Origin of the sequence: Sphingobium sp. B8D3B (assembly GCF_025961875.1) — a bacterium.
Classification (GTDB): domain Bacteria; phylum Pseudomonadota; class Alphaproteobacteria; order Sphingomonadales; family Sphingomonadaceae; genus Sphingobium.
In genome coordinates, this window is the sequence record NZ_JAOQON010000001.1 from 526462 (window position 1) to 550692 (window position 24231).

The following is a 24231-nucleotide window of genomic DNA, read 5'->3' on the forward strand; positions in this document are numbered from 1 at the left end:
CCCCTCCAATTCTCGTCGCGAAGGCCCGTTGCGCTCAGGCCTTGCCCCAGCTCTTGCCGTAAACGCGCATCGCCGTTCCGCCCAGGATCATCTCCTGCTGCGCGGCCGTGAGATTGCGTACCGCTGCGCGACCAAGTGCAGCCATATAATCATAGCTGCCGGGCGATTGGGTGATGTCCGATCCCCAGATCATCCGCTCCGCGCCGAACAGATCGCATACGCGCTCGATGACGGGGCAGGGGTCGATCCCCGCCTTGTCCAGCCGCCCCAGCGGAATGGTCGTGAACTTGACGACGACATTGTCGAATTGCGCGATCGACCGGAGCCGATCATCGATGCCATGGTCCGGGCCGCCGGCATCGCTCTGAATGGAGCTGAGATGGTCGATGACGACTGTCAGGCCCGGCACTTCGCGCAATATCCGCTCCAGATGCGCCAGCCCGATGTCGCGGTTCCACGGGAAGAAATGGACGCAGACCGGCACGTCGAGCGTGGCGGCGGCTTGCCAGGCGTCGCGCGCCACCGAGGAGTCGAGCCACGCGATGTCCGAACCCTTGATGAGTTCCATCAGCCGAATGCCGACGGCGCCATGCTCGCCGACCCAATATCGCACGGCCTCCCCACAATCCGCCTGCGTGGCATCAATGGAGCAGACGGCGGCGAAGCGTTGCGGATAGCGCGCGGCGCTGTCGCAAACATAGCGACTGTCGAACCCGTAGATTGATCCGCGCTGCACGAGCACGGCCCGCTCGACGCCGGACTTGTCCATCTCCTCCAGCAGCGTCTCGGCCGTCATGAGATTGTCGAACGCCATCGGGGGCAGCAGACCGCCCGGCGGTGCCGGCGGGTAGGTGGCCTTGTCGTCGGAGACAAGATGGGCGTGGCAGTCGATCATGAGCGAAAATTGCACCCGTCAGTGAGACGAGGGACCGGCGCTGCGCGCCGCCGCATCTTGATCAGGCCGCCACATCCGAGCGCATTCAATGCGCGAAGCCAACGATTGAAGCCTGTCCAAGACCATTCCCCCCTTGAAAGCCGCCAGCGAGTCTGTCGCCCGCTGACGATCGACCGTTCTTGCTCAGGCGAACGCGTTGAGCGCGCGCAGCTTTTCTTCATAATCCGCGCGTTCATCAGGCGGCAGGAAGTGGCGGAAGTGCGGCCCCTTGGACATCGCCGGAAGCCCGTCGGCAATGCGCTGCCAACTCTGCGCCTCGTCCCGGCTTGCGTACAGCTCTCCGCAGGCAGAGCCGGCGAAGAGCTCCACCCCGCCCTCGGCAGAATCGTGCATCGCCGCGACTTCCAGATTGCCGGCGATCGGATCGGCCATGCCGACCATGCTGGTCTGCCAGGTCTTGCCATGGTCCGTGCTGATCATGAACTTGGGATAGGCCGTGCCTTCCGCGCCCCAATTGGGATTGGGGTTCATGCCGGCGCCGACCATGAACATAAGCTCCTTGCGGGGATGCACGAACAGCGGGTCCGGATAGGCGCAGGGGTGGCTGGTGTCGGTCAGGCGCTCCCAGGTCTCGCCACGGTCCGCCGTATGGTACAGGCCGATGCCGGTGGTGAGGAAAATCTCGGCGGCGTTGTCGCGGTAGAAAGTCACCCGGTGCTGGTCGCGGCGGAACTTGTCGTCCGGGCGCTCCATGGAGTTGAGCGACGTCCAGCTTTCCCCGCCATCTTCGGTGCGCAGCAGGTCGCCCTGCTCCACGCAGATGTAGATCGTCTCCGGCTCGGACGGATGGGCTGCGATATGCTTAACATGGGGCTGGGAGCGAGGGAAGAACCAGTGCTCGGTGCCCTCGACCTGCGTGCAGCCGGGATAAGCGGTCCAGCTCTGCCCCAGATCGAAGCTGCGGTAGAACATCACGGGTTCGGTCCCGACATTGAGGATCGTCCGGTCGCCGTCGTGCTGCACGAGCAGGCTGTAGACATGGCCGGATTGCAGGCCGTTGTTGCGCGCTTCCCAGCTCTTGCCATGGTCAGAACTGACCATCAGGCCGCCCTCATAATGCAGGCCGGCGAACAGCATGTCCGTCACCTCGTCATAGACGAGCGCGCTGACATGATGGCCGGGGAGCAGCATATCGGGCTGCCGGGTCCATGGCACATTGAGATTGTCTCGGCGAAAATCCACCACGCCGTCCGCGGTGGCGATCAGCATCCGGTTTGCGGCGCTTTGACTGGCGGAGCTCGTCTTTCCGTTCGCGGAAATGCAGATGATCGTGGATTTGGCAGCCTCTGCCATGGGATGTGCTCCAGCAATAGAATATATCGTTTTGTATAACAATCTATTCCAGTCTTCAAGCCTTGCGCCGGAAGAATATTCTGCCGGCATTGCCACCGAAGATTGCCGCGACGCTGGCGGGGCGGTGCTGCTCGAACACATCGCGCGTCCAGCCGAGCGCATTGGCATAGCCCTCGCGCGAGGAGACGACGGGGAAGTCGCTGCCCCACATCAGCCGGTCTGGCCCGAAGGCATCGAGCAGCTCGATCAGCGGTGCGCCGCCCGCCGGGTCGAGCACAGGCCCGGATGCAGGCAGAGGCTGACCGACGGGTCGGGCAATCAACTGCCCCAGCGCGGGGATCTTGACCGTGATATTGGGGAAGCGCGCGAGCGCGAGCAGTGCCGTCCAGGTCTCGGGCTTTCGGTCGCAGTCGGGTCTGACCCATCCCGCCAGATGCTCCAGCACGATGGGCAAGGTCGGGACGCTGCTGACGAGATCGGCGAACGCGGGCGATACAAACTGCGCGCTCGGCCCGCCGCAACTAATGACGAGGCCGTGCCGCTCCGCTGCGCGCCAGATGGCCAGCGGGTCGTCACCCGGGCTGCGGGCATCAGGACGTAAGCGCAGGCCAGCCATGCCGTCATCAGCTAGCGCACCGAGCTGGTTCGCCGCGTCAGGCGCAGCCGGATCGATGGCGCCGACGCTGACGAAGCGATCCGGATAGCGCGCAACGCAATCGCGCTGATAGCGATTGTCGAATTGTCCCAGGATCTGCGTCAGCACCGCCTGCGCGACATTGTGGCGGTCCATCTGGAAGAGCAGGGTTTCGACCGGCTCGAACCACAGGGGCGAGACGTGGCAATGGGCGTCAATCAGGAGCACGGCATATCCTCACAGGCTGTCATCGCCGGGGGTTGGCCGATATCGTTAGCGTAAAATGTTAGGCGATTCTAGCCGTCGGCTTAGTCCTCATCCCGCACGGCGAGCTGGCTCAAATGGCGCGGGATGCGCCGGCGCATGAGCAGGGTCGCGACGAGCCCGATCAGCGCCACGGCCAGCATGGCGCCCCGATACTCCATCAGCCCCGGCTCTGGATGGCCGGCAAATTGCGTCAGGAGGCCGAGCAGCAGCGCCGTGAGCGAGACCGCCAGCGCCGCGAACAATTGCATGGAAATGCTGGCGAGCACATTGCCCTGCGTCATCGTGTCCTTGTCCAGACTGACATAGGTCAGCGAGGTCATGCCGGTGAACAGCACCGAGCGGGCCAGTCCGGCGACGAGCAGCGCCAAGAAGATCAGGGCAGCGAGCCAGGGGCCTTGATCGGCCAGGGCCACCACGGCGATCGCGGCCAGCCCTGCGAAGCTCGAAAGCATCACCGGTCCCGAGAAGCCGAAGCGGTCGAACAGCGGGCGAATGAACAGCTTGGCCAACAGGTCGCCGCCATTGAGCGCCATGAGCATGACGCCGGCCAGAATGGGCGTAAAGCCATAGGCCATCTGGAACATGAGCGGCAGGCCGAAGAGCATCGCGCGCGCCGGGATGCGGACGATGGCGCCCGCGCCGATCACCGTCGTCCGGAAGCTTGGGTCCTTGAGGGCATCGAGCTTCAGCACCGGGTCCGGATGGGTGCGAATATGCTTCAGTCCGGCAAGGCACAGGACCGTGCCGACCGCGAGCAACATCCAAGGCAATGGGCGACCGACGCCGCTGGCCAGCCGGTCGAAGCCGGTGAGCAGGCAAACGAGCGATCCGCCCAGCAGCGCGGCGCCGACCATGTCCAGTCGTCTAGAGGCATCGGGCGCGCTGGCCGGGATGGTGCGCCATGCCGCGAGCAGCAGAGCAACGGTGACGGGGATGTTCAGCAGGAAAATGAACTCCCAGCGCGCATATTGCACGATGAATCCGCCAATCGAGGGACCGAGCGTCGGCGCGATGAGCATGGGCATCGCCACGATCGCCATCGCATCGACCAGTTCCTCCTTGCTGGTCTGCCGTAACAGCAGCAGCCGGGCCACCGGGGTCATCAGCGAGGCCGTGGCTCCTTGGAGGGCGCGCGCGGCAATGAACGGCCAGAAGGAGGGCGCGGCGGCACAGCAGATCGAGAAGAAGGCAAAGCCTGCCGTCGCGATCATGAACACGGTCTTCGGGCCAAAGCGCTCGGCCGCCCATCCGCTGATCGGCAGCAGCGCGATCTGCATGGTGAGGTAGATGGTGATGGCGAGGCTGAGCTCGATGGCGGGCAGGCCAAAGTCGGTTGAAATCTGCGGGATCGCCACCGCCAGCACGGACGCATCGAGCTGGACCATGAACATGGCGGTCGACGCGATGAGGATCGCGCCGCGACTCTTCAGGGACAGAAACCGCTTCAAGCCAGGTCTGTCCGCTCGCGCAGTGGCCGGCTAGCCGATGGCGTCTTCGTCTGTTTCTTGCGGAATGAACTCATGGGGGCGTTGCCGTGCGGCGGCCTTTCGGCTGAGGAACAGGGTGATCAATATGCCCATAATGCCGAAGAGCGCGCCGACCATCTCAAAATTTGTCATTTCGAGTGGATTGAGGCTCATCATGTCGACTTGGCCGTCGAGTTTGAAGCTGAAGTTCGCCATTCGCCTGTCGATCCCTGCTTAAAGTGCCCGCATCAGCCGGGAGGGCCGCTTCCAAATCGGCTGCGGCGCGGTCTTCGCCTTGAGCAGCGGCAGGAAGTAGTTGGCATAAGCCGCGAGCAAGATGAGGTGCATGACCAGATTGCGCGTCACCGAGAGCTGGATGTGGGGCAGGGGTACCCACGGGACATTGGTGAGGAAGATCATCAGCGTCACCGGCATCAGAAGCGTCAGCGCAAGCGGTACGAAGCGGTTGAGCAGCAGGCAGGCGCCGGCGGTCAGCTCGATGATCTTGGCATAGGTGAACAGGTTGAGATCGGTGGCGGCGAGCACGAACGCATTGCCGGCCGCCGCGCCCATCTTGGGCTGGGGCCAGAAGAGGATGAAATAGTTGAGGCCGGAAACGAGGTTGAAGCCGCCGAGATAATAGCGGCAGAAGACGATACCGTATTTTTCGATCACGCTCCTCATGCCGCGTCCTCCCCTGATTTCCGTCAGCCCCTCGTGACTCACTTCCCCTTGGGAATGGCGAAGGCCCCGGCCTTGAGCCCGGCGGCGGCGCGGCCATAGCCCGTCATCGCCCGATCCCAGGTGAAGGCGAAGTGCTGCGCGCCGGAGTTCATGTCGCGGAACAGCCGTTGCATGGCGCTGCCATCATAGATGGCGCTGCCGCCCGATGCCTCGAAGATCCGGTTCGCGGCATGGCGTGCGCGCTGCACGCCCCAGGCCCAGTTGCGCGAGATTTGCGCGCCCAGCAGCGGCGTGATCTCCGCGGGGTCGCGTGCCTCATCCACCATGCGGGCGTCCTCCAGGATCAGCGCCAGGGCAGCGTCGACCTCGGCGCCAATCTCCGCGATGCGGGCGAAGGTGGCGGATTGCTCGGCGACTTCCAGCGGCTCGGCGCCGTCCAAGCGTTTGCCGATATCCGCCGCAAAGCGCTGCACCATGCCCCGCGCCATGCCGAGCGGCGCGCCGACGATGGAGAAGGGCGCGATGTTGGAGAAGGGCATGCGATAGACCGCACCCTCATGCACCCGCGCACCGGGAGTGGAACCGGCCAGCATGTCGGCCAGGCTGCAACTGCGATGGGCGGGGATGAAGGCGCTGTCGATCTTGATCGAGCGGCTGCCCGTCGCGCGCATACCCATGGTGAACCAGTCGTCGACGATTTCGATCTCGGACTTGGGCAGGACGAAGAAGCGCGGCTCCATGCGGCCATCCGCCTTCTTCACGGCATTGCCGATGATCACCCAGCTCGCATAATCGATGCCGGAGCAGAAGCGCCCGGCGCCGCCTGTCAGCCGGTAGCCGCCATTTTCCTCCACGACCTCGCCACCGAGGCGGAAGACGGTGCCGATGAGTGTGGTGGGATCGTCCATCACCTCGCGCTGCGCCTGCTCGGGGAAGAGGTTGATGAGCCAGCTATGCCCGGCCAGTACGCCGAAAATCCAGGCCGCCGAGCCAGACATAGTGCCGATCTCTGCCGTGACACGCACCAGATCGGCAAAGCCCAGCTCCGATCCGCCAAGGTTGCGCGGCATGACGATGCCGAACAGGCCCGTCTGGCGGATGGCATCGACCACATGCGGGGAGAGGCGTCGGGCGCTCTCCGACTCGGCATCCGCCGCCGCGATCTGCGGGAGCAGCGCCCGAATGCGCGCAATCGCATCCGCACTGGATTCGACGACCGGGTAACGGCCCGCAATATCCAACGTCGCAACGTCCGCGCTTGCCTGGCTCGCCATGTTCGTCATCCTTCCTCCATTGCGTTCATCTTCGGGGCTTCCGTCGGCTCATTGAGCGCCGCAGCCCCTTCTGCCCGCGATTGACCCGCGATGCAGGATTGTTATACAAACAGGTATCCGATAATGAAGCGGACATCAACACCCCACGTTGCCCGTCCGTGCAACGACCACAAAAGAGCATCGGCAGGAGAGCAGAGCATGGCAGAGATCGTTCTTGGTATCGGCACGAGCCATGGCCCGATGCTGGTCACCGAAACCGAGAGCTGGGGCCTGCGCGTTCCTGCCGACAAGGCCAACAAGCATGCGTGGAAGGGCGGCACCTGGACCTACGATGAGCTAGTGGAAGCACGGGCCGGGGAGCGGCTCGGCGAGCAGACCGTCAAATCCGTGTGGGACGAGCGGCAGGCGCGCTGCCAGCAGAATATCGAGGCGCTGGCCGACCTGTTCGAGGAGGCGCGGGTGGACGTGGCCGTGATCGTCGGCAACGATCAGGACGAGATCTTTCGCAAGACGCTCAACCCCGCCTTCGCGGTGCATTATGGCGACACGATCACCAATTACGAGTTCACGCCGGAGCGGCTGAGCGAACTGCCGCCGGGCATTGCGCCATCGCTCAAAGGCTATATTCCGGCTGGCGGCGCAGATTATCCCGGCTGCCCGGACCTGGCGCTCAAGATCATCGATCAGGCAATGGCGGACGAGTTCGATGTCGCGGCGATGTCTGCCATGCCGCGACCGGAGGCGCCCCACGCCTGGGGCTTCGTCTATCGCCGCATCATGCGCGACCGGCCCTGCCCGAGCGTGATGGTGACGGTGAACACCTTCTTCCCACCCAACCAGCCGAGCGTGCGGCGCTGCTACAAGTTCGGCCAGTCCCTGCTGGAAGCGATCCGCGGTTGGGACAGCGACAAGCGCGTTGCGCTGATCGCCAGTGGCGGGCTGACCCATTTCGTCATTGACGAAACGGTGGACAAAACGTTTCTCAACGCACTGGAAAGCAAGAATTTTGATCCGGTCTTCAACATGGGCGAAGAGACGTTCCGCGATGGCACGTCCGAGATGAAGAACTGGGTGCCGGTGGCCGGCGCGATGGCGCAGCTTGGGCTGGAGGGCCATGTGCTCGATTATGTGCCCTGCTATCGCAGCGAGGCCGGGACGGGCAATGCGATGGGGTTCGTTTACTGGAAGTGAGGGCGGGGCGAGGACGGTTGGCGCCGCCCGCCTACCTCAGTGGGTCCAGTCGAGCGTCAAGCTCTGGAAATGCCAGCGCAATTGCGCGGGCGTTGCGCCATCCACATCATTGACCCGCCGCAGCACGGCTTCGCCTTCCATGCGCACTGGTCGCCCATCGCGATCCTTCCCGGTGATCGTGACGGGCGCGGTGTAGTAGCTGGAGCCCGCCGCGCCCTCCATCATGCCGTCCGGCATTGCGACCATGATATTGGAGAGGTCGGCAAAGAGTGCCGCGAACGCGCTCTTACTCCACTTTTCCTTGTCTGCCGGCGCGAGCAATGCCCAGGCTTGATCGAAAGCCCGCTGCTCGATCGCGCGCGCGAAGGAGATCAGTACGTTGCGCGCGCCTTTTACGGTGCGTTCCGCTTCCGGTGTCAGCACCGGCGGGGTGAAATTGGGCGCGGCGGCGCGATTGCTGGCCGCACCTGCTTCGTCGGCGGCAGGAGGCTCGGTTGGACCTTCCGCGTTGATCGCTGCCGGACTGGCCGCGTTGGACGGACCGATGGTCTGATTTTCTCCCGTCGGCGCACCGCCGCAGGCAGCGAGCGAGAAGGCGGGAATCAGCAGAATGAGTTTGGCGCTGTTCATGGCCAAAGAACCCGCAAGGCCAGCCGGCCGTTCCCGGCCTAAGGGTGCGGCGTTCTACCGCAGCAACGCTTCCCGCAGCACTTCCGCCGCCTCCCGGGGGCGGTCTTCCATGCCGACCAGATCATGGGCGCGGTGGACCAGATCGCGCAGATGATGAAGCTGCTCGGAATCATAATGCGTGTCGCCGCCGGCCTTGAGGGCAATGTCGATCAGCCGCCAGAGTTCGTCCAGCTCGCTCTCGCGGTAGATGCATTGTTCGGCGCCGCTGCTGCGCTGTAGCCGGTCGGCCAGCGTCTGGATCGTCAGGTCCGAGAAGTTCTCCACCGGCAGAATATCGTCCAGGTCCACGCAGTATCTCCAGTCCAGTGCGGCGGCTGCTCCGCCTTATCGGGCCGGCGCGCATGCCGGCAACTTTTGGGTAGTGACTTTTCGGGCGAGCCACGATATTTATATCTTATTGTCTAACAATGTCAGGTGCGTCAAATGCTCTCTCACGAAGATAACGAGCTGCTTTGCAGGATCGGTCCCGGCACGCCGATGGGCGAGTTGATGCGCCGCTTCTGGATGCCGGCCCTGCTGACTCAGGAGTTGCAGGCAGACGGCAAGCCGGTGCGCATCAAGCTGCTCGGCGAAGAGCTGGTCGCCTTCATGGATAGCGAGGGGCGGATCGGCCTGCTGGATGAGCATTGCCCGCATCGCGGCAGCTCGTTGGCGCTGGGCGTCAACGGTGAGTGCGGCCTGCGCTGCCTGTTCCATGGCTGGAAGTTCGATGTGACCGGCCAGTGTGTCGATACGCCGGCCGAGCCGGAAAATTCCAAGCTGGCCAAGGCAATGCGGGTCAAGGCCTATCCCACACGCGTCGCGGGCGGAATGGTGTGGACCTATATGGGGTCGAAGGAGAAGGAGCCGGTGTTCCCGCACTTCCCCTGGTTCGATATGCCGCCGGGCAGCTGCGAGGCCTTCAAGGTCATCTACGAGTGCAACTACGCGCAAGCGCTGGAAGGCGCGGTCGACAGCTCGCATGCGGGCATCCTGCACCGCGACAGCGCCTGGGATCAGCCGGCGAAATGGCCGCACGAGAAGGATCTGCGGCCAAAGCTCGAGATCGAATATACCCGATACGGCATGCGCTATTGCGCCGTCCGCAACGATGGCGAGCAGAAGCAGGGCCGCATGACGCAAGTGCCGCTGCCCTTCTACACCTTCATTCCGCCCGATGGCCCCAAGGCGCCGGAATTCCGCCGCAATCGCCGGCTGGTCAATGCCTTCGTTCCGCGTGACGACTATACCACCTGGCACATCCAGTTCTTCTACGATCCCGGCCAGACCATCGACCGCGAACACCGCATGGGCGAGGCGAACACGCCGCATGACGAACAGTTCTTCAAGACCAACGGCATGTCGGTCTGGTACAATCAGGACCGCGAGATGATGCGGACGCAGAACATGTCCGGCATCATCGGCGTGGCGCTGCAGGATCACGCCGTGAGCGAGACGATGGGCAAGATCGCCGACCGTTCGAAAGAGCATCTCGGGCGCTCGGACATGGCTGTCGTGGCGTTCCGGCGCATGATGTTGAAGGCGGCGCGGCGGCTGGCGGAGACCGGCGAGATGCCCGAAGCCGATCAGGGCCAGTTCGACTGGGGCCAGATCACGGCCGAGACGTTCAACTTCGAGCCGACGCAGAAGTGGCAGGACATCCAGCCGCTCGGCGATGATCTCCAGCCGGTGGGCGCAGCAGCCTGATGGCGCATTTTCTGGTCGAGTATCGCGAGCTTGGCGCCGCCGAGCTTCGCGAGGCCAAGCGGCCTGAGCATATCGCCTATCGCAAGGGGTTCGGGTCAGCCATGCCGCTGACCGGCCCCCTGCTGGACGAGGATGAACGCCCCATCGGTAGCGTCGTCATCATCGAGGCTGCCGATCTCGACGCCGCGCAGGCGGCGGCGCAGGCCGACCCTTATGTCGCGGCGGGCGTGCTGGAACTGGTCTCGGTCCGGCGGTTCCGGATCGCCGCGATGAAACCGCCTACGGCCTAGCCGGCGACAGGCCGATCAGCCGACGAAATCGTAGCGATAGGCGTCGCCATCACTGAGAACATGACCGACGGAATTGCCCCTGAAATGCGCGGGGCAGCATAAAGTGTCGGTATCCGCCAGCCGTGCGAGTAGCGACTGGCGCACCTGCGCGGCGGCGTTGCCGTCGTCATCGAACATCAGCTGCAGGTCGGGCCGCAGGAGCTGGACGGGGTGATGGATCACATCGCCCCAGAATGTCGCCGCCGCGCCGCCGCCCTGCGCGTGGACGAGGCAACTGCCCGGCGAGTGGCCATAGGCGGGCTCCAGCCACACGCCATCGCCAATCTCCTTGAACGCCGCGCGCGGATCGTCGGTATCGACGATGTCGGCCAGCCCGGCTTCCACCACCGGCAGGACCGAATCCTCATAGGCCTCGCGATGGGGCGGAATATCCTGCTGGGTGGACCAATGATCATAATCGCGCTTGCCGAAGATGTAGCGCGCATTGGGGAAGGTCGGCACCCAGCGGCCATTCTCCAGCCGGGTGTTCCAGCCGACATGATCCATGTGGAGATGGGTGCAGAGCACCATGTGAATATCCTGCGGGCGCAGGCCGAGCTTCGCCAGATTCTCGAGATAGGGCGTGTCGAGCATGTGGATGTCGGGCACGCTACGCGCCTTGCAATTGCCATTGCAGCTATCGATCAGGATGTTCTGGCCATCGAGCTGGACGACGAAGCTGTGCATGCTGAGCGTGACGAGGGAGGTCGCCGGGTCGCCGGTCAGGCTGTCATCGCGATACCATTGGGCAAGGCCGGCGAGATCATCCGCCGTCACCTGCGGAAAGATCATCGCGAGCGGCATGGCCGACTCCATTTCCATGACACGACTGATCGTCATCCGGCCCAGAGTCTGCGGCGTCATGAGAAATCCTAATACATGATTGCCTAGCAATTCATGCGCGTTACAAGGGCGCTGTCAACTCGAATCGGCGCAATTCGGGTGGGGTCGCGGAGCGGGAGAAGACAGTATGTTCAAGCCAATGGTGGTTTCTGCCCGGATGCTGCTCGGCATCTTCAGCCTGCTGAGCGGTCTCAACTGGTTCTTTGGGTTCATGCCGCTACCGAGCATATACATGCCGCTTGATGCACCGATGAAACATGTGGTCATCACCGAGATGATCCGGACCGGCTGGATGTTCCAGATGGCCAAGGTGGTCGAAATCCTGCTGGGCCTGTCGCTGGTTTTCAACCGGGGCGTCCCGCTGATGCTGGTGGTCGCCTTCCCGGTGATTTTCGGCACCTTCATGCTCGATGCCCTGATCCTCGATGATATCTGGGGCTGGATAAAGGGCACGGTGACCAATGCGCAGGTGCTCGCCGCCATCGGCGACATGATCATCGGCGGCCTGTGCGTGCTGCTGATCCATCTGTGGCTGATCTGGTGCTACCTCGATTATTATCGTCCCATGCTTGCCTGGAAAGCGACACCGAAGGAGGCCGGGCTATGACCGTGCAGACCACATCGCCCCGCGAGGTCCGGTCCAAGAGCCGGCGCTGGCTGCGGATCGCCTTCTATGCGTTCGGCTGGTTCGCCATCGCGCTGCAGGCCTATAATTTCTACCTGTTTGTCGGCCTGATCGGGAAGTAGCCCGGCGGTCAGGGCCGGGCGGGCTCGCTCGCCAGATCCGCCGATAGCTCCTCCAGCGAGCGGCCGCGCGTCTCGACCATCATGAACAGGGTGAAGAGCAACTGCAGCACCATCATGAAGGCGAAGAAGCCGAAGATCCATACCGGCGCGACGCTGGCGAGCACGGCGGGCATGATGAGGGTGAGGGCGGCGGCGAGCACCCAATGCGTACCGGTTCCGAGCGCCTGACCCGTCGCGCGGGCATTGTTCGGGAAGATTTCCGAGATGTAGACCCAGATGATCGCGCCCTGGCCGATGGCATGGGCGGCGATGAACAGGAAGATGAAGACCGGCACCAGCGTGTAATGCGCGCTCGCAAAGCCGTAAGCGACCATGGCCAGCGAGACGATGTAGCCGACCGAGCCGATCAGCATCAGCTTCCGGCGCCCGGCACTGTCGATCAGCGCCATGCCGACCAGCGTGAAGACCAGATTGACCACGCCGACGCCCACTGTCGCGTACAGGGTGGCGCTCGCCTCCGCGCCGGTAAGGCCGAAGATGCGGGGAGCATAATAGATGATCGCGTTGATGCCGGAGAGCTGGTTGAAGAAGGCGACCAGGAAGGCGAGCATGATCGGCCGGCGCAGATGCCCGTTGAAGAAGCGGCGGAGCGTCATCCGGCTTTCGCCGGCAGGATCGGCCGTGGCGCGGATCGCCTCGATATCGCCGCCGGCCATCGCCAGCACGCGCCGCGCCTCAGCTTCATTGCCCTTGTGGAGCAGCAGCCAGCGCGGACTCTCCGGCAGCACGACGGTGGCGAGCAGGAAGAGCGCAGCGGGAATGGCCGGGATGGCGAGCATGATCCGCCAGTCCGCCGGGTGTGCGCCGCTGATCAGCGCGTTGGAGACATAGGCGATGAGAATGCCCAGCACGATCATGGTCTGGAACAGGATACCCAGCCGGCCGCGCCAGGCCGGCGGGGCAATCTCCGAAATATAGGCGGGCGCGGCGATCGAGGAAGCGCCGATGGCGAGGCCTCCGATGATGCGGAAGGCCATGAACGACCACGGGTCCCACGCCAGCGCCGATCCGATGGCGGAGACCAGATAGAGGATGCCGATCCAGATCAGCGTCGGTTTGCGGCCATAGCGATCGCTGGGGATCGCGCCGAACAAGGCGCCGACCACCGTGCCCCACAGGGCAGAGGATATGGCGAGGCCGTGCATCGCGCTGCCCATCGACCAGGTCCGCTGAATGGCCATTTCTGCGCCGGAAATCACCGCTGTATCGAAGCCGAACAGCAGGCCGGCCAGCGCCGCCGTGAAGGCCCAGAGCGAAATCGAGCGATTGGGCATAGGGCGTCTCCTGTCCGGTCAGCGGTCGGTCAATTTATCCAGAAGAACGCTGGTGCCGATCTCGCTTTGTTATACGATCATGAATAAAGATGATTCGCAATGGATTGCAAGATGAGGATTGAGGAGAGCGATGATGCCCCCATTTCACAGGCCTGACGCCAAGCTAGCTGCGCGATTTTCCGGGGGCAAGGCGCTTTTCGCGCTCGGTGCTCTGGGCTTGCTGTTGGCCGGGTGCAACGGGGCCGCGTCGGATGCGCAGAACAATGCCGCCGCGGCGAATGCGAGCACGGTACAGACCGGCGATCTCAAGCTCACTTATGCCATGCCGCAGGCCAAGGGTGAGGAGATCGCGTACCGGGTGTTTCTGCCATCAAACTGGCGCGCAGACCGGCACTGGCCGATGGTGCTCATCCTGCATGGCTACGGCAACACGGCTGATGGCCCCTTTGACGATGCCGGGGGGGCGCTTCAGCGGGAGGCGGAAAAGCATGGCTTCGTGGTGGTCTCGCCCAATGGCTATAATGGCATGGCCGATTATGGCGCCAATCTTCCGCTCCCCTCGGCGCTGCCCGACATGGGGAAGAAAGCGACGATGACGCCGGAGCAGCAATCCGCGCTGGCCGAGGCGGATGTGCGCAACGTGCTGGCCAAGGCGATGGCGGATTATAATATCGATCCGCGCCGCGTGTATCTGATGGGCAATTCCATGGGCATGACCGGGGTCCTGCATTTCGCGCAGACCGATCCGCAGCTTTGGTGCGCCATCTCCGCGAGCGGCGGGCCGCCCTGGCCGGACTATCCGGTCGAGCAGCTGAAGCCCATCTCCAGCGTGCTGCTGGTGCATGGCGGCAAGGATGATCGCGCGAACGCATCCGACACGCAGACACTGACCGAGCGCCTGAAAGCTGCCGGCATCGACGCGCGTATGGAACTGATCCCCGAGGGCACGCATGGCGATGCCTGGGTGCGCTATTTGCCGCAGACGCTCGACTTCTTCGCCACCCATGATTGCGCGAGCGAGGGCCGCGCCAATGGTTGATCGCATGAGGAAGATCGCCGGGAGAGGCCGCTTGCTGGCAGCCCTGACGATGGCAGCTACGCTCGTGGCAGCGCCCGCTTCAGCTCAGGCGCAGGGGGCCCCGGCAGAGGCACCGCGCGCCGCGACGACCTATGGTCCTGTCGTTGGCGCTCGCGAGAATGACGTGCTTGTCTTCAAGGGCGTGCCCTATGCAGCCGCGCCGACCGGTGACCTGCGCTGGCGGCCGCCTGCAGCGCCGGCGGGCTGGACCCGGCCCCGGCAGGCGACGACCTTTGCGCCAGCTTGCCCCGGTGGCCTGCCGGCACGCAAGGATACGTCCGAGGATTGCCTTTATCTCAATGTCTGGACGCCGCAGATGGGCGCGCAGGCCAAGCGCCCGGTGATGGTGTGGATCTATGGCGGCGGCTTTCGCGGTGGATCGACTGCGCTGCCGATCTTCGATGGACGCGCGCTGGCGCAGCAGGGCGTGGTGCTGGTGAGCTTTGGCTATCGGGTGGGCGCGCTCGGCTTCCTCGCCACGCCGGAGCTGAGTGCGGAATCGCCGCATGGCGCCTCGGGCAATTACGGCGTTCTCGATGCCGTCGCCGCGCTGCGCTGGGTGCAGGAGAATATCGCCGCCTTCGGGGGCGACCCGCAGAATGTGACGGTGTTCGGCCAGTCTTCCGGCTCCGAAACAGTGAACATCCTCACCGCCTCGCCGCTCGCCAAGGGGCTATTCGCCAAGGCCATCGGCGAATCCGGCTCGTCCTTCGGGGTGCGGGCGGCCTTGCCGCTGCGGAAGGTCGAGGCCTTGGGCAAGGCTTTCATGGCTGAGCGCGGCGTGACCAGCCTCGCCGCCTTGCGCAAGTTGCCCACGGACAAGCTGCTGATCCCGGACGATCAGAAATATGAGCCAAATGTCGACGGCTGGCTGCTGCCGCGCAGCGTGCGCGAGATTTATCTGGCCGGGGCGCAGAATGATGTGCCGATGATTATCGGTGGCACCACGCAGGAATTCGGGCGCCCGCCCGAGATCAGCCGGGAGGCGCTGAATGCGGGCCTGCAGGCCGAATATGGTCCGCTGGCACCGGCCATCGCTACCGCCATCGGTGCAGATGGGGAGGCCGATCCCACCGATGCCCGCTGGCGTCTGACCAATGTCGAGTGGGGGAATTTCACCGCCGCGATGTGGTCTGGCCTGCAGACGAAGACCGGCCGGGCGCCAGTCTATCGCTATGTCTTCGATTATGCGCCGCCCCAACCGGCCGGCCGCCCGCGCACGGCCCATCATGGCGCGGAGCTGGCCTATATCTTCGGCAATTATCAGCCCGCAGGGCGGACGCTCGATGCCGAGGAGCAGATGATCCATCGGCTGCTGAGCGGATACTGGCTGAACTTCGCGCGCACCGGCAATCCCAACGGAGCCGGTCTGCCGCAATGGCCGGCTCATGGCGTGCCGGCCCATGTCGCGCTGCGCTTCGGTGCGGAAGGCGCGGCGCCGATCGGCGAGCGCGAACCCGTGTTGCTCGACCTCATCGACCGACATTATCACGGCGAGGCCGACGAAGCGGATCAGACCATAAAACCGCGTTGAACGCGAAGGTAGCGGAGAGGGGGAAAGCTTATGCGGACAAGTTGGATCAAGAGGCTGGCACGACTCGCGGTGGGCGTCATGCTCGCTTGTGTCAGCAGCGCGTCGCTTCAGTCTCAGCCCGCGAAATCCCCGATGCCGCCGGTCCATTTCACACCGCTGCCCGAGCGGCCGGTCGTGATGCCGGTCATGGCCTGCGACGCCTTGCCCACCGAGGATCTGCTGGCCATTAAGGACGCGCCGGCGCGGATCAGCAGCGCAACGCTGGAGACGCGTGACAATGGCGTGGCATTCTGCCGGATCAGGGGCATGATCGCGCCGCAGATCCAGTTTGAGCTGCATCTACCGACGGAAACCTACACCGGTCGCTACCTGCAGGGTGGCTGTGGCGGGGCCTGTGGCGTGATCTACCAGACGGTGTCGCCGTCCTGCGATAATCAGACGGCCTTCAGCGGCGCATTTGCCGTGAGCTTCAACAATAGCGGCCATGTCGGGCCGGACGCGCGCGATACGCTCTGGGCGGCTCATGCCCCGCAATTGCGGGCCGATTTTGCTTATCGCGCGGCGCATGTGACGGCGCGTGTCGCCAAGGAGATCATCGCCCGCTTCTATGGACGCAAGCCGGCTTACTCCTACTTCATGGGCTGCTCCAATGGCGGGCGCGAAGCCATGATGGAAGCGCAGCGCTATCCCGATGATTTTGACGGCATCATCGCAGGCGCGCCCGCTCTGTGGATCACGCCGGGCGTCGTCCGCATCATTCATGAGTCTCAGGTGGCCAGGAGCGCGGATGGCCAACCCATTCTCACGCCGCAATCCACCCAATTGCTTCATCGGGCAGTGATGGCGGCGTGCGATGGCCTTGATGGCCTCAAGGATGGCCAGATCGACAATCCCCGTCGCTGCCGGTTCGATCCGCGCACGCTCGTCTGCAAGCCGGGGCAGCGGGCCGATTGCGTGACGGCGCAGCAGGCCGAGACGATGCGTCGGCTTTACGAAGGGCCGAGGGATGCAGAGGGCCGGCCCTTGTTCTTTGGCGGCGAGCCTTACGGCTCCGAATTGCTGTGGACCGGGCCGGGCAGCTTCGTGGCTGACGGCTATCAACTGGCGGCGAACCAGATCAAGTTCATGATCTACAATGGCGAGGCCCATCAGGATTTCGACTGGCGCACATGGAAGCCCGATGCGGCGGCCCTGGCCGATCTGATCGACAAGGGCGGCTATTATAATGCCAGCAATCCCGATCTCGCCGCATTCAAGGCGCGCGGCGGCAAGCTGATCATGTGGCAGGGCGAGGCGGACAATGCCGCAGGATCATGGCTGCTGCCGGACTATTATCAGCGCGTCCGGGACGCGATGGGCGGCTTTGCCGGGACCGATCCGTTCATGCGGGTCTACATGTTCCCCGGCGTCTATCACTGCGCTGGCGGCTATATCGCGTACCAGCACGACCTGCTCGGGCCAATGGTCAACTGGGTAGAGCGGGGCGCGGCGCCCGGTGCTGTGGAAGGCGCTGCCATTCTGGAGGATGGCACAGTCCGCCGCCGCCCAACCTATCCGTTCCCGGTGCAGGCACGCTATACGGGCCGGGGAGACATCAACGCCGCCAGCAGCTTTGCGCCGGTGCCCATCGCCAAGGATCATGACGACCGGTTCGACTGGGTGGGCGCCGGCATGGAGGCTGGCCCGCCGCCGGCTCCCTACTGACATGCGGCGCAGACGGGAAACCGCTGCGCCGCATTCCACCCGCTACTTGCCGAGCTTCTTGTCGAAGAAGTTGACGATGACCTTGTAGGCATCCTGCGATTCCGGGATGACCGGATTGTAGAAGAAGCCGTGGAACAGACCGTCCCACACATGCAGGTCGGCATCGGCGCCGGCCTTCACCATCTGGCCATGTGAGTAGACCGCGGAGCTCAGCTCAAAGGCCCGCGTGCCGGTGATGAACAGCGTCGGCGGGAATTTGGCCAGCAGTTCGAGCGAGTTGGCCGGTGCGGCCAGCGGGTCCTTGATGTCGACCTTCTCGAGATACTGCAGCGGGGGAAGACCCTTGCCGAGCGGCGGCGGCGGTTCCGCCGGCGGGTTCGCCTCGCCGATGGCGGCGGTGGTATAATGCGCATCACCGCCGAAACCGGGGCCTTTCTCCAGCGTCATGCCGGCACAGAAAATGCCGATGGCGCCGGGCATGGGGAGTTTCTCCTTATCGAACCAGGCCATCGCCATGCCAACGAGCATGCCACCCGCCGAGCAGCCATAGATGCCGATATCAGCCGGCTTGTAGCTCTTGAGCAGTTCGCGATAGACGCTGGCGACATCTTCGCTGGCAGCCGGGAAGCGATATTGCGGTGCTTGGCGATAATCGATCGTGATGACCTTATAGCCACCGAGCGACGCGATCGGCATCGATTCCAACTCGGCGCAACCGGGGTAGCAGCCGCCGAAGCCGCCGCCATGCAGGTTGAGCAGGACGCGCTTCTGGTTCTGCGGCTTGACCCCTTGCGTAGGCGTGTAAGTGATGGCGGGCACGCCTGCGATGGTCGTTTCCTGCCGGACCAGCGGGAACATCGCCTTGGCCGAGGCCATATAGGGCTTCATGAAGAAGGGGACGCCATTTTCAGGCAGCGTCTTGGATTCCCGGTCCTGCATGTCGTGCAGATGCTCGGCCAGATAGGCCTTGGCTTCATCGGTCAGGAAGCTGGAAACCGGCACGCTCATCGCGGGCACATGCACTGTGCCGTCGGCGTCGATCTTCACTGGATTGCTGTCCGGCTTGTCAACCGTTTGGGCCGGTGCGGCGGCTGGCAAAGCCAGCGCGACGACCGATGCGCCCGTAACCGCCACCAGTCGCGACCACAGGCTGTGCGCAGGGCGCTTGGCGAATGATTCTCCCATATAAACCTCTCATTTAGTCTGATTTTTTGTGCCGCATCGCAAATTGGCATCTGGAATTGTTAGACTCACATGAATACAATCGATTGTAAAGGGGCCGTCCAAATCGGTCTTTTTGCTGGTCGAGGGAGAGTGGATATGGTCGGTCTGGCGCAGGGTAAGGGCGGGGTGCGGGCGCTTGCTGGCTTAGGAGCAGTGGCACTGGTGGCGGGCTGTCATCCTGCCGGGGCACGACCGGAGGCGCAGATGCCGATAGTCCAGCAACTCAGCACCGGCGGCGCGGCCTTTTCCGCCTCAGTGCCGGAAATCGCAGTCGACCCCGCCAACCCGCAGCGCGTCGCGGTCATATGGCGGGATCTGGCCATGACAAGGCCTGGCGAACCCGCCGGCGAGCGGGGCATGCAGTGCCACCTCTCGCTGTCCAAGGACGGCGGACGCAGCTTCGATACCCAGCCGCTGGTCTGGGCGATGGCCGACACGCCCGTGTGCAACTCGCCTTATGTGGACGTTGGTCCGCAGGGCGAACTGCTGATCGGCGCGACGCTGGCGGGCGTGCTGCCGCAGAACGCCCCGGAGGGCGAGCATGCCTCAGGGCGGGTGGTGATGCGCATTTCGACCGACTGGGGCCGCAGCTGGTCCCCGATCTCCAGCGGCATCGCGACGGGGGATGAGGCGCGGTTCGAGGCCAATGCCACGGTCCCGGCCGAAGCGACGCATGTGCCATGGGACGGGGGGCGCGGCGTGATCGACGCAGCAAGCGGGGATATCATCCTCTCCGGCGGATATCCGGCCCCGCCGGGCGAGGCGCTGCGCTCGCAGCGTTTCTACACCGTCTCGAAGGATCGCGGCAAAAGCTGGGGGCCGATCCGCGCCTTTGGTGCGCCCGGCTGGCCGCAGCGCTGGGACGGGCATTATGTCGTCGCCCACAGCACGCTCGCGTTCAGCTATCTGGCGGAAGCTGTGCCGGTCGATGGCGTGAAATGCCTCTGCGTGGTCTTCGCCACCAGCGCGGATGGCGGAGCGACGGTGCAGCGGCACCTTGTGACACAGGTCGAGTATTTCGACCGGCTGGTCCATTATCCGCCGATCGCCGCGCATCCGGCCCATGCGGGGCAATATGCGCTGGCGCTGGCGTCCGACAAGGCAGGGACGCCCTCGGTGCGCATCACGCTTGATGGCGGTGCCCACTGGCAGGCATTGGATGGCCCGGCCGCGCCTGAAGGCGTGGTGCGGTCGTCGCGGCCGGCGCTGGCCTATACGCCCAATGGGGTGCTGGGCCTCCTCTGGCGCGGCTATCATGCCGATGGCAGCTATGACCTCTATATCGCGGCGTCTGCCGATGGTGAGCGCTTCGGACCGGTGCAGCGCGTCTCGCCCGCGTCCTCGCGGGTGCCGGACGCGCTGGCGAAGGATTATTCCGCGGGTGGCGACTTCATCAGCAGTCTGGGCGCCGGGAGGGACGCGTTTCACGCCGCCTGGACAGGCTGGCCAGCAGGCGCGGCAGGGCAGGTGACATATGCGCGCGTTCCGCTGGCACCGCTGCTGGGCGACCTGCCGCCGCCGAACAAATAAGATCGTTAGTCAAAACTAAATTCAAAATGTTGACACGATGCGGGGGATGGCCCTAGCATGACCATCAGCGCTGAAGGCGTGAGGGGGACGAAGTGCCTCCTGCCTGATCCTGCGCTGGAGGGGATGCATCGATGGGGCACCAGGCAAAGATCGTCGCGGCGATACTGATCTGCATCGCGGGCTTTTCGTTCAATCTGCTGAGCTTTGATTCCTTCATCTTCTTCGGCCTGCCGATGGTGGCCGGTGTTGCGGTGGCCTGGGCGAACACGCGCCGCCATGCCGACTGGCGGACGATTGACCAGGCGACCGACGTGATGCGCATCTACTTTGGCGGGCATCTGCTCTGGTCGTGCCTGCGCTTCTGGTTCACAGACATGCAACCCTCCGGGGCGCCCATGCATCCGATTGCCGGGCCATTTCTTGCCTCGCTCTTCACGACTGGCATTTTCCCGGCGGTCAAGGTGCTGGAGGGTATTGTCGGCGTAATGCTGCTGAGCAACCGTTTCGTTCCGCTGGCCCTCGTGCTGGAAGTGCCGACGAGCATGACGGTGTTCTATCTCAACACCTTCATCACTGCGCGGCTCAGCGGCCTGCTCACCGGGCCGACCGAATTGGGCGTAAACGTGCTGCTGATGCTCGCCTATTTCCAGCATTACCGCCCGATGCTGCGCGTAAAGCCGCGCGCTGCGCCGCCTTGGGAACGCGAGGATCGCCTTGACGCCACGGCTCAATATAGTTATACAAAATCAAATAACATTTAATATACCGATGAATTCGGCGGTCTGGCGAGGTGCCAGTCGCTCAGGCATCCCGGCCATGATCGGGAGCAAGGGGAGGGAGATGAGATGAAGGCACGGAATATTTCTGTCCGCGAACGGACCGGTCTGAAACTGGCGGTTTCCGCTTCGGCTCTGGTGTTGGCGGCGCTCGGCGCAGCGCCCGCCATGGCGCAGCAGGATGCATCGCCGCAGCAGGGCAGTTCCACGGATGCCGCGGATGCCGCGATCATCGTGACCGGCACGCGCATTAAGGGCGTCGCGCCGGTCGGTTCGCCGGTCATCCCGGTCGGTCGCGAGGAGATCGAGAAGCTCGGCGTCAGCACCACCAACGATGCCCTGCGCAAGCTCCCCCAGATCGTCAACTTTGGCGGCAATAACGAGCAGCAGGGCGGATCGATCATCCAGAACACCTCGCTCAACTCCTTCGCCGCCAAGTCGATCAACCTGCGCGGTCTGGGCACGGCCTCGACGCTCAGCCTGGTGAACGGCCACCGTGTCGCCCCGCAGGGCGCCAATGGCCAGCTCTTCGACGCCGATAACATCCCCGCCATCGCGCTGGAGCGCATCGAAGTGGTCGCGGACGGCGGCTCGGCCATTTACGGGTCGGATGCGGTCGGCGGTGTCGTCAACTTCATCATGCGCCGGCCGGACAATGTGTTCGAGGTGCAGGCCCGTGCCGGTTTTGCCGACTCCGTCGAGGAGTATATCGGCTCGGTCGCCTTCGGGCGGCGCTGGTCCAGCGGCGGCTTCTTCCTCGCCTACGAGTATCAGAACCGCACCGCGCTGGAAGCCGCCGACCGGCCGAACCTGTATAACAGCGACCTCTCGCCTTATGGCGGCGCGCCCAACCCGGTGCTCACCAATCCAGGCAACGTTCAGTTCGGGTCGAGCTTCTATGGTATTCCCGCCGGGCAGAATGGCACGAACGTGACCTTGGGCAAGCTGACGGCGACGCCCAATCGCGAAAATGCATGGATCGGCGCCGATGCCATTCCTTCCGGCAAGCGCCATACGGTGGTCGGCACCTTCCGCCAGGATTTCGACGATAACGTGACGTTCGTGGCCGACGGCCTGTTCTCGCGGCGTGAACTCACCAACCGTGGCATTGCCTCGACCGCGACGCTTTCGGTGCCGAACACGAACCCGTTCAGCCCGTGCGCGCCCGGCAAGGTGGACGATAGCGCCACGCTCAATTGCCCGGCCAATGGCACGCTGACCGTGCCTTACAGCTTCCTTGAGGACCTGGGTCCGCTCACGATCACCGGCTATGAGCAGATCTGGTCGCTCTCTGGCGGGCTGGAAATGAAGCTGAGCAACGACTGGAACGCCAACGTCACCACATATTACAGTGAGAACAAGGGCTACAGCCTGGCGACCAACCAGCTCAATACCAACGGCCTCAATCGGGCGCTCGGCGCTACCGTCGCTGGCACCACCAAGCCGGCGAGCGTGCCGTTCTTCAACCCGTTCTGCGATGGGCAGCAGTTCGATTGTAATTCCGAGGCGACTCTGGCGCTCTTCCGCGCGCAGACGGAACTTGAAGTGTTCAATCGCAGCTATGGCGGCTCAGCCAATATCGGCGGCTCGCTCTTCCGCCTGCCGGGCGGTGACGTGCGCGTCTCGCTCGGTGGGGAGATCCGCTTCGACTATCTGTTCGGCAACGGCCAGCTCTCCAACACGCGCACTGCGAATGTCGATACCTTCGCGGGTGTGCCGACCTCGAACGAGCGCGACGTGCGTTCGGTCTATGCAGAAGCCTATGTGCCGCTGTTCGGCCCGGACAATGCCCGGCCGGGTCTGGAGAAGCTCGAGTTCAACGCCGCCGTCCGCTACGATCGCTATAGCGACGTCGGCTCGACGACCAATCCGCGCTTCGGTGTAACTTACGCCCCGGCATCGGGCATTCAGTTCCGTGGCAGCTATGGCACGTCCTTCCGCGCGCCCTCGCTGGTCGACGTCAACAAATATGCCACCGCCGGCTTCCTGCCGCGCACCGGCAGCGGCTCGGCCGTGGGCCTGTCGCCCGCTGCGGGCTCGTTCCAATATGTCTATCCGATTGGCGGCAATCCAGACCTGAAGCCGGAGACGGCCACGACCTGGTCGCTGGGCATGGACCTGACGCCGGAGCTGGCCAAGGGCTTCAACTTCAGCCTGACCTACTACAATATCGTCTACAAGGATAAGGTGGATACCGCCGCCTACAACGCGCCGATCGGCGCGGTGCTGAACTCGGGCGCCTATGACGATTTCATCGTCTTCAACCCGGTCTACTTCCCGAACAAGACCAACCAGACGCTGGCCCAGTATGTCGCGTACTGGAACCAGATCACGGCCGATCCGCAATTGCCGGTGCTGGGCCTGGTCGACCCGACGACGGTCATCGCCATTGTCGACGCGCGCCGCAATAACAGCGGCGTGGTGGAGACGGACGGCTTCGACGTCTCGCTCGACTATACACTCTATGGCAATGGCATCGATTTCCGCTTCGGCGCGCGGGCCAATTATGTCCTCCACTACAAGACCTCGCCGGTGCCCGGCGTTGCGCTCAAGGATGAGGTGAACCACTTCGGCTATCCGGCGCGCTTCACCGGCAAGGTGGAAGCGGGCGTGGACATCGGCGGCTTCTCCGGCACCGTGTTCCTCAACTATGTGAATTCGCGCACGATCACGCGCGACTTCCTGCCGGCAGCCGTGCCCGATCAGTATCAGAACATCGATCCGATCACGACGGTGGACCTCAGCCTGCGCTACAATTTCGGCGAAACCGGATCGATGATCACCAATGGTCTGGCGGCATCGCTGAACGTGCTCAACGTGTTCGATGCCGATCCGCCGCTGGTGGTGAATGCGGGCGGCGCCACGCCGATCCGGTTCGATTCCAGCTATTCCAGCTCGATGGGCCGGTACATCTCGTTCCAGCTCTCGAAGAAGTTCTAAAGGCTGAGGGGGGCGCCCGGACGAAGCCCAAGGGCTTCGTCCGGTCCGTCAG

Annotated in this window: 23 protein-coding genes; 11 read left to right on the forward strand and 12 right to left on the reverse strand. The window is 64.0% G+C overall.

Translation table 11 applies throughout. The features are described from left to right. Nucleotides 1–34: 34 nt before the first annotated feature. The 7 genes from M2343_RS02405 to M2343_RS02435 form a co-directional block, all read right to left on the reverse strand. Nucleotides 35–895 carry an amidohydrolase family protein gene (locus M2343_RS02405; protein WP_264575456.1) on the reverse strand — a complete coding sequence of 287 codons (861 nt, stop codon included), beginning with the start codon at nucleotides 893–895 and terminating at the stop codon, nucleotides 35–37. 183 nt (nucleotides 896–1078) lie between these two features. Further along, a complete protein-coding gene (locus M2343_RS02410) occupies nucleotides 1079–2248 on the reverse strand; it encodes a WD40/YVTN/BNR-like repeat-containing protein (RefSeq protein WP_264575457.1) in 1170 nt (389 codons plus the stop codon). A 55-nt stretch (nucleotides 2249–2303) separates the two neighbouring features. Further along, complete coding sequence (locus M2343_RS02415; protein ID WP_264575458.1) at nucleotides 2304–3110, reverse strand: amidohydrolase family protein; 807 nt, start codon at nucleotides 3108–3110, stop codon at nucleotides 2304–2306. An 80-nt stretch (nucleotides 3111–3190) separates the two neighbouring features. Then, nucleotides 3191–4597: an MFS transporter gene (locus M2343_RS02420; RefSeq protein WP_264575459.1), complete on the reverse strand. Its 1407-nt coding sequence runs from the start codon at nucleotides 4595–4597 to the stop codon at nucleotides 3191–3193. A gap of 30 nt (nucleotides 4598–4627) precedes the next feature. Further along, nucleotides 4628–4831 (reverse strand): hypothetical protein, encoded by a 204-nt coding sequence (locus tag M2343_RS02425; protein WP_181560124.1) that lies wholly within the window; start codon nucleotides 4829–4831, stop codon nucleotides 4628–4630. Nucleotides 4832–4849: 18 nt separating this feature from the next. After that, nucleotides 4850–5299 (reverse strand): hypothetical protein, encoded by a 450-nt coding sequence (locus tag M2343_RS02430; RefSeq protein WP_264575460.1) that lies wholly within the window; start codon nucleotides 5297–5299, stop codon nucleotides 4850–4852. 38 nt (nucleotides 5300–5337) lie between these two features. Continuing rightward, nucleotides 5338–6573 (reverse strand): acyl-CoA dehydrogenase family protein, encoded by a 1236-nt coding sequence (locus tag M2343_RS02435; protein WP_264575461.1) that lies wholly within the window; start codon nucleotides 6571–6573, stop codon nucleotides 5338–5340. Between the two features lie 198 nt (nucleotides 6574–6771). Between M2343_RS02435 and M2343_RS02440 the strand changes: the two genes are divergently transcribed. Further along, the gene (locus M2343_RS02440) at nucleotides 6772–7764 is read left to right on the forward strand and encodes a protocatechuate 3,4-dioxygenase (protein ID WP_264575462.1); all 993 of its coding nucleotides are present in this window, start codon (nucleotides 6772–6774) and stop codon (nucleotides 7762–7764) included. A 36-nt stretch (nucleotides 7765–7800) separates the two neighbouring features. Here the strand turns inward: M2343_RS02440 and M2343_RS02445 are convergent, their stop codons facing one another. Together M2343_RS02445 and M2343_RS02450 are read right to left on the reverse strand one after the other, a co-directional pair. Beyond that, entirely contained in the window at nucleotides 7801–8394 is a 594-nt protein-coding gene (locus M2343_RS02445) for a hypothetical protein (RefSeq protein WP_264575463.1), read from the reverse strand. A gap of 54 nt (nucleotides 8395–8448) precedes the next feature. Beyond that, entirely contained in the window at nucleotides 8449–8742 is a 294-nt protein-coding gene (locus M2343_RS02450) for a hypothetical protein (RefSeq protein ID WP_181560119.1), read from the reverse strand. Nucleotides 8743–8877: 135 nt separating this feature from the next. Between M2343_RS02450 and M2343_RS02455 the strand changes: the two genes are divergently transcribed. Then, a complete protein-coding gene (locus tag M2343_RS02455) occupies nucleotides 8878–10140 on the forward strand; it encodes an aromatic ring-hydroxylating dioxygenase subunit alpha (RefSeq protein WP_264575464.1) in 1263 nt (420 codons plus the stop codon). After that, nucleotides 10140–10430, forward strand: coding sequence for a YciI family protein (locus tag M2343_RS02460; RefSeq protein WP_264573187.1), 291 nt, complete (start codon nucleotides 10140–10142; stop codon nucleotides 10428–10430). The genes M2343_RS02455 and M2343_RS02460 overlap by 1 nt, the downstream gene beginning before the upstream one ends. A gap of 15 nt (nucleotides 10431–10445) precedes the next feature. Here M2343_RS02460 and M2343_RS02465 read toward each other — a convergent pair whose 3' ends face one another. After that, nucleotides 10446–11333 (reverse strand): MBL fold metallo-hydrolase, encoded by an 888-nt coding sequence (locus M2343_RS02465; protein ID WP_264575465.1) that lies wholly within the window; start codon nucleotides 11331–11333, stop codon nucleotides 10446–10448. Between the two features lie 106 nt (nucleotides 11334–11439). Between M2343_RS02465 and M2343_RS02470 the strand changes: the two genes are divergently transcribed. Beyond that, a complete protein-coding gene (locus tag M2343_RS02470; protein WP_264575466.1) occupies nucleotides 11440–11919 on the forward strand; it encodes a hypothetical protein in 480 nt (159 codons plus the stop codon). Next, complete coding sequence (locus M2343_RS02475) at nucleotides 11916–12059, forward strand: hypothetical protein (protein ID WP_264575467.1); 144 nt, start codon at nucleotides 11916–11918, stop codon at nucleotides 12057–12059. Before M2343_RS02470 ends, M2343_RS02475 begins: the two co-directional genes overlap by 4 nt. An 8-nt stretch (nucleotides 12060–12067) precedes the next feature. On the opposite strand, the gene M2343_RS02480 is transcribed toward M2343_RS02475, so the two are convergent. Beyond that, entirely contained in the window at nucleotides 12068–13393 is a 1326-nt protein-coding gene (locus M2343_RS02480) for a sugar porter family MFS transporter (RefSeq protein WP_264575468.1), read from the reverse strand. A 130-nt stretch (nucleotides 13394–13523) separates the two neighbouring features. Here M2343_RS02480 and M2343_RS02485 point away from each other — a divergent pair, with 130 nt between their 5' ends. The 3 genes from M2343_RS02485 to M2343_RS02495 all read left to right on the forward strand — a co-directional run bounded on the left by M2343_RS02485 (nucleotide 13524) and on the right by M2343_RS02495 (nucleotide 17709). Further along, nucleotides 13524–14432, forward strand: a complete 909-nt coding sequence (locus M2343_RS02485; RefSeq protein ID WP_264575469.1) for a dienelactone hydrolase family protein — start codon at nucleotides 13524–13526, stop codon at nucleotides 14430–14432. Nucleotides 14433–14481: 49 nt separating this feature from the next. Next, nucleotides 14482–16005 carry a carboxylesterase/lipase family protein gene (locus tag M2343_RS02490; RefSeq protein WP_264575470.1) on the forward strand — a complete coding sequence of 508 codons (1524 nt, stop codon included), beginning with the start codon at nucleotides 14482–14484 and terminating at the stop codon, nucleotides 16003–16005. A gap of 132 nt (nucleotides 16006–16137) precedes the next feature. After that, complete coding sequence (locus M2343_RS02495) at nucleotides 16138–17709, forward strand: tannase/feruloyl esterase family alpha/beta hydrolase (protein WP_264575471.1); 1572 nt, start codon at nucleotides 16138–16140, stop codon at nucleotides 17707–17709. A 42-nt stretch (nucleotides 17710–17751) separates the two neighbouring features. On the opposite strand, the gene M2343_RS02500 is transcribed toward M2343_RS02495, so the two are convergent. Continuing rightward, nucleotides 17752–18894, reverse strand: coding sequence for an alpha/beta hydrolase (locus M2343_RS02500; RefSeq protein WP_264575472.1), 1143 nt, complete (start codon nucleotides 18892–18894; stop codon nucleotides 17752–17754). Nucleotides 18895–19029: 135 nt separating this feature from the next. Here M2343_RS02500 and M2343_RS02505 point away from each other — a divergent pair, with 135 nt between their 5' ends. From M2343_RS02505 to M2343_RS02515, 3 genes are all read left to right on the forward strand, one after another. After that, nucleotides 19030–20463, forward strand: a complete 1434-nt coding sequence (locus M2343_RS02505; RefSeq protein WP_264575473.1) for a sialidase family protein — start codon at nucleotides 19030–19032, stop codon at nucleotides 20461–20463. 131 nt (nucleotides 20464–20594) lie between these two features. Further along, nucleotides 20595–21224, forward strand: a complete 630-nt coding sequence (locus M2343_RS02510) for a hypothetical protein (RefSeq protein WP_264575474.1) — start codon at nucleotides 20595–20597, stop codon at nucleotides 21222–21224. A gap of 84 nt (nucleotides 21225–21308) precedes the next feature. After that, nucleotides 21309–24179: a TonB-dependent receptor plug domain-containing protein gene (locus tag M2343_RS02515; protein ID WP_264575475.1), complete on the forward strand. Its 2871-nt coding sequence runs from the start codon at nucleotides 21309–21311 to the stop codon at nucleotides 24177–24179. The last annotated feature ends 52 nt before the right edge of the window (nucleotides 24180–24231 follow it).

What these genes read in the sequence shown, in the direction of transcription:
- M2343_RS02405 (WP_264575456.1), bottom strand. Translation starts at nt 895, where the DNA reads ATGATCGACTGCCACGCCCATCTTGTCTCCGACGACAAGGCCACCTAC.
- M2343_RS02410 (WP_264575457.1), bottom strand. Translation starts at nt 2,248, where the DNA reads ATGGCAGAGGCTGCCAAATCCACGATCATCTGCATTTCCGCGAACGGA.
- M2343_RS02425 (WP_181560124.1), bottom strand. Translation starts at nt 4,831, where the DNA reads ATGGCGAACTTCAGCTTCAAACTCGACGGCCAAGTCGACATGATGAGC.
- M2343_RS02430 (WP_264575460.1), bottom strand. Translation starts at nt 5,299, where the DNA reads ATGAGGAGCGTGATCGAAAAATACGGTATCGTCTTCTGCCGCTATTAT.
- M2343_RS02435 (WP_264575461.1), bottom strand. Translation starts at nt 6,573, where the DNA reads ATGGCGAGCCAGGCAAGCGCGGACGTTGCGACGTTGGATATTGCGGGC.
- M2343_RS02440 (WP_264575462.1), top strand. Translation starts at nt 6,772, where the DNA reads ATGGCAGAGATCGTTCTTGGTATCGGCACGAGCCATGGCCCGATGCTG.
- M2343_RS02445 (WP_264575463.1), bottom strand. Translation starts at nt 8,394, where the DNA reads ATGAACAGCGCCAAACTCATTCTGCTGATTCCCGCCTTCTCGCTCGCT.
- M2343_RS02455 (WP_264575464.1), top strand. Translation starts at nt 8,878, where the DNA reads ATGCTCTCTCACGAAGATAACGAGCTGCTTTGCAGGATCGGTCCCGGC.
- M2343_RS02460 (WP_264573187.1), top strand. Translation starts at nt 10,140, where the DNA reads ATGGCGCATTTTCTGGTCGAGTATCGCGAGCTTGGCGCCGCCGAGCTT.
- M2343_RS02465 (WP_264575465.1), bottom strand. Translation starts at nt 11,333, where the DNA reads ATGACGCCGCAGACTCTGGGCCGGATGACGATCAGTCGTGTCATGGAA.
- M2343_RS02470 (WP_264575466.1), top strand. Translation starts at nt 11,440, where the DNA reads ATGTTCAAGCCAATGGTGGTTTCTGCCCGGATGCTGCTCGGCATCTTC.
- M2343_RS02475 (WP_264575467.1), top strand. Translation starts at nt 11,916, where the DNA reads ATGACCGTGCAGACCACATCGCCCCGCGAGGTCCGGTCCAAGAGCCGG.
- M2343_RS02480 (WP_264575468.1), bottom strand. Translation starts at nt 13,393, where the DNA reads ATGCCCAATCGCTCGATTTCGCTCTGGGCCTTCACGGCGGCGCTGGCC.
- M2343_RS02485 (WP_264575469.1), top strand. Translation starts at nt 13,524, where the DNA reads ATGATGCCCCCATTTCACAGGCCTGACGCCAAGCTAGCTGCGCGATTT.
- M2343_RS02490 (WP_264575470.1), top strand. Translation starts at nt 14,482, where the DNA reads ATGGCAGCTACGCTCGTGGCAGCGCCCGCTTCAGCTCAGGCGCAGGGG.
- M2343_RS02495 (WP_264575471.1), top strand. Translation starts at nt 16,138, where the DNA reads ATGCCGCCGGTCCATTTCACACCGCTGCCCGAGCGGCCGGTCGTGATG.
- M2343_RS02500 (WP_264575472.1), bottom strand. Translation starts at nt 18,894, where the DNA reads ATGGGAGAATCATTCGCCAAGCGCCCTGCGCACAGCCTGTGGTCGCGA.
- M2343_RS02505 (WP_264575473.1), top strand. Translation starts at nt 19,030, where the DNA reads ATGGTCGGTCTGGCGCAGGGTAAGGGCGGGGTGCGGGCGCTTGCTGGC.
- M2343_RS02510 (WP_264575474.1), top strand. Translation starts at nt 20,595, where the DNA reads ATGGGGCACCAGGCAAAGATCGTCGCGGCGATACTGATCTGCATCGCG.
- M2343_RS02515 (WP_264575475.1), top strand. Translation starts at nt 21,309, where the DNA reads ATGAAGGCACGGAATATTTCTGTCCGCGAACGGACCGGTCTGAAACTG.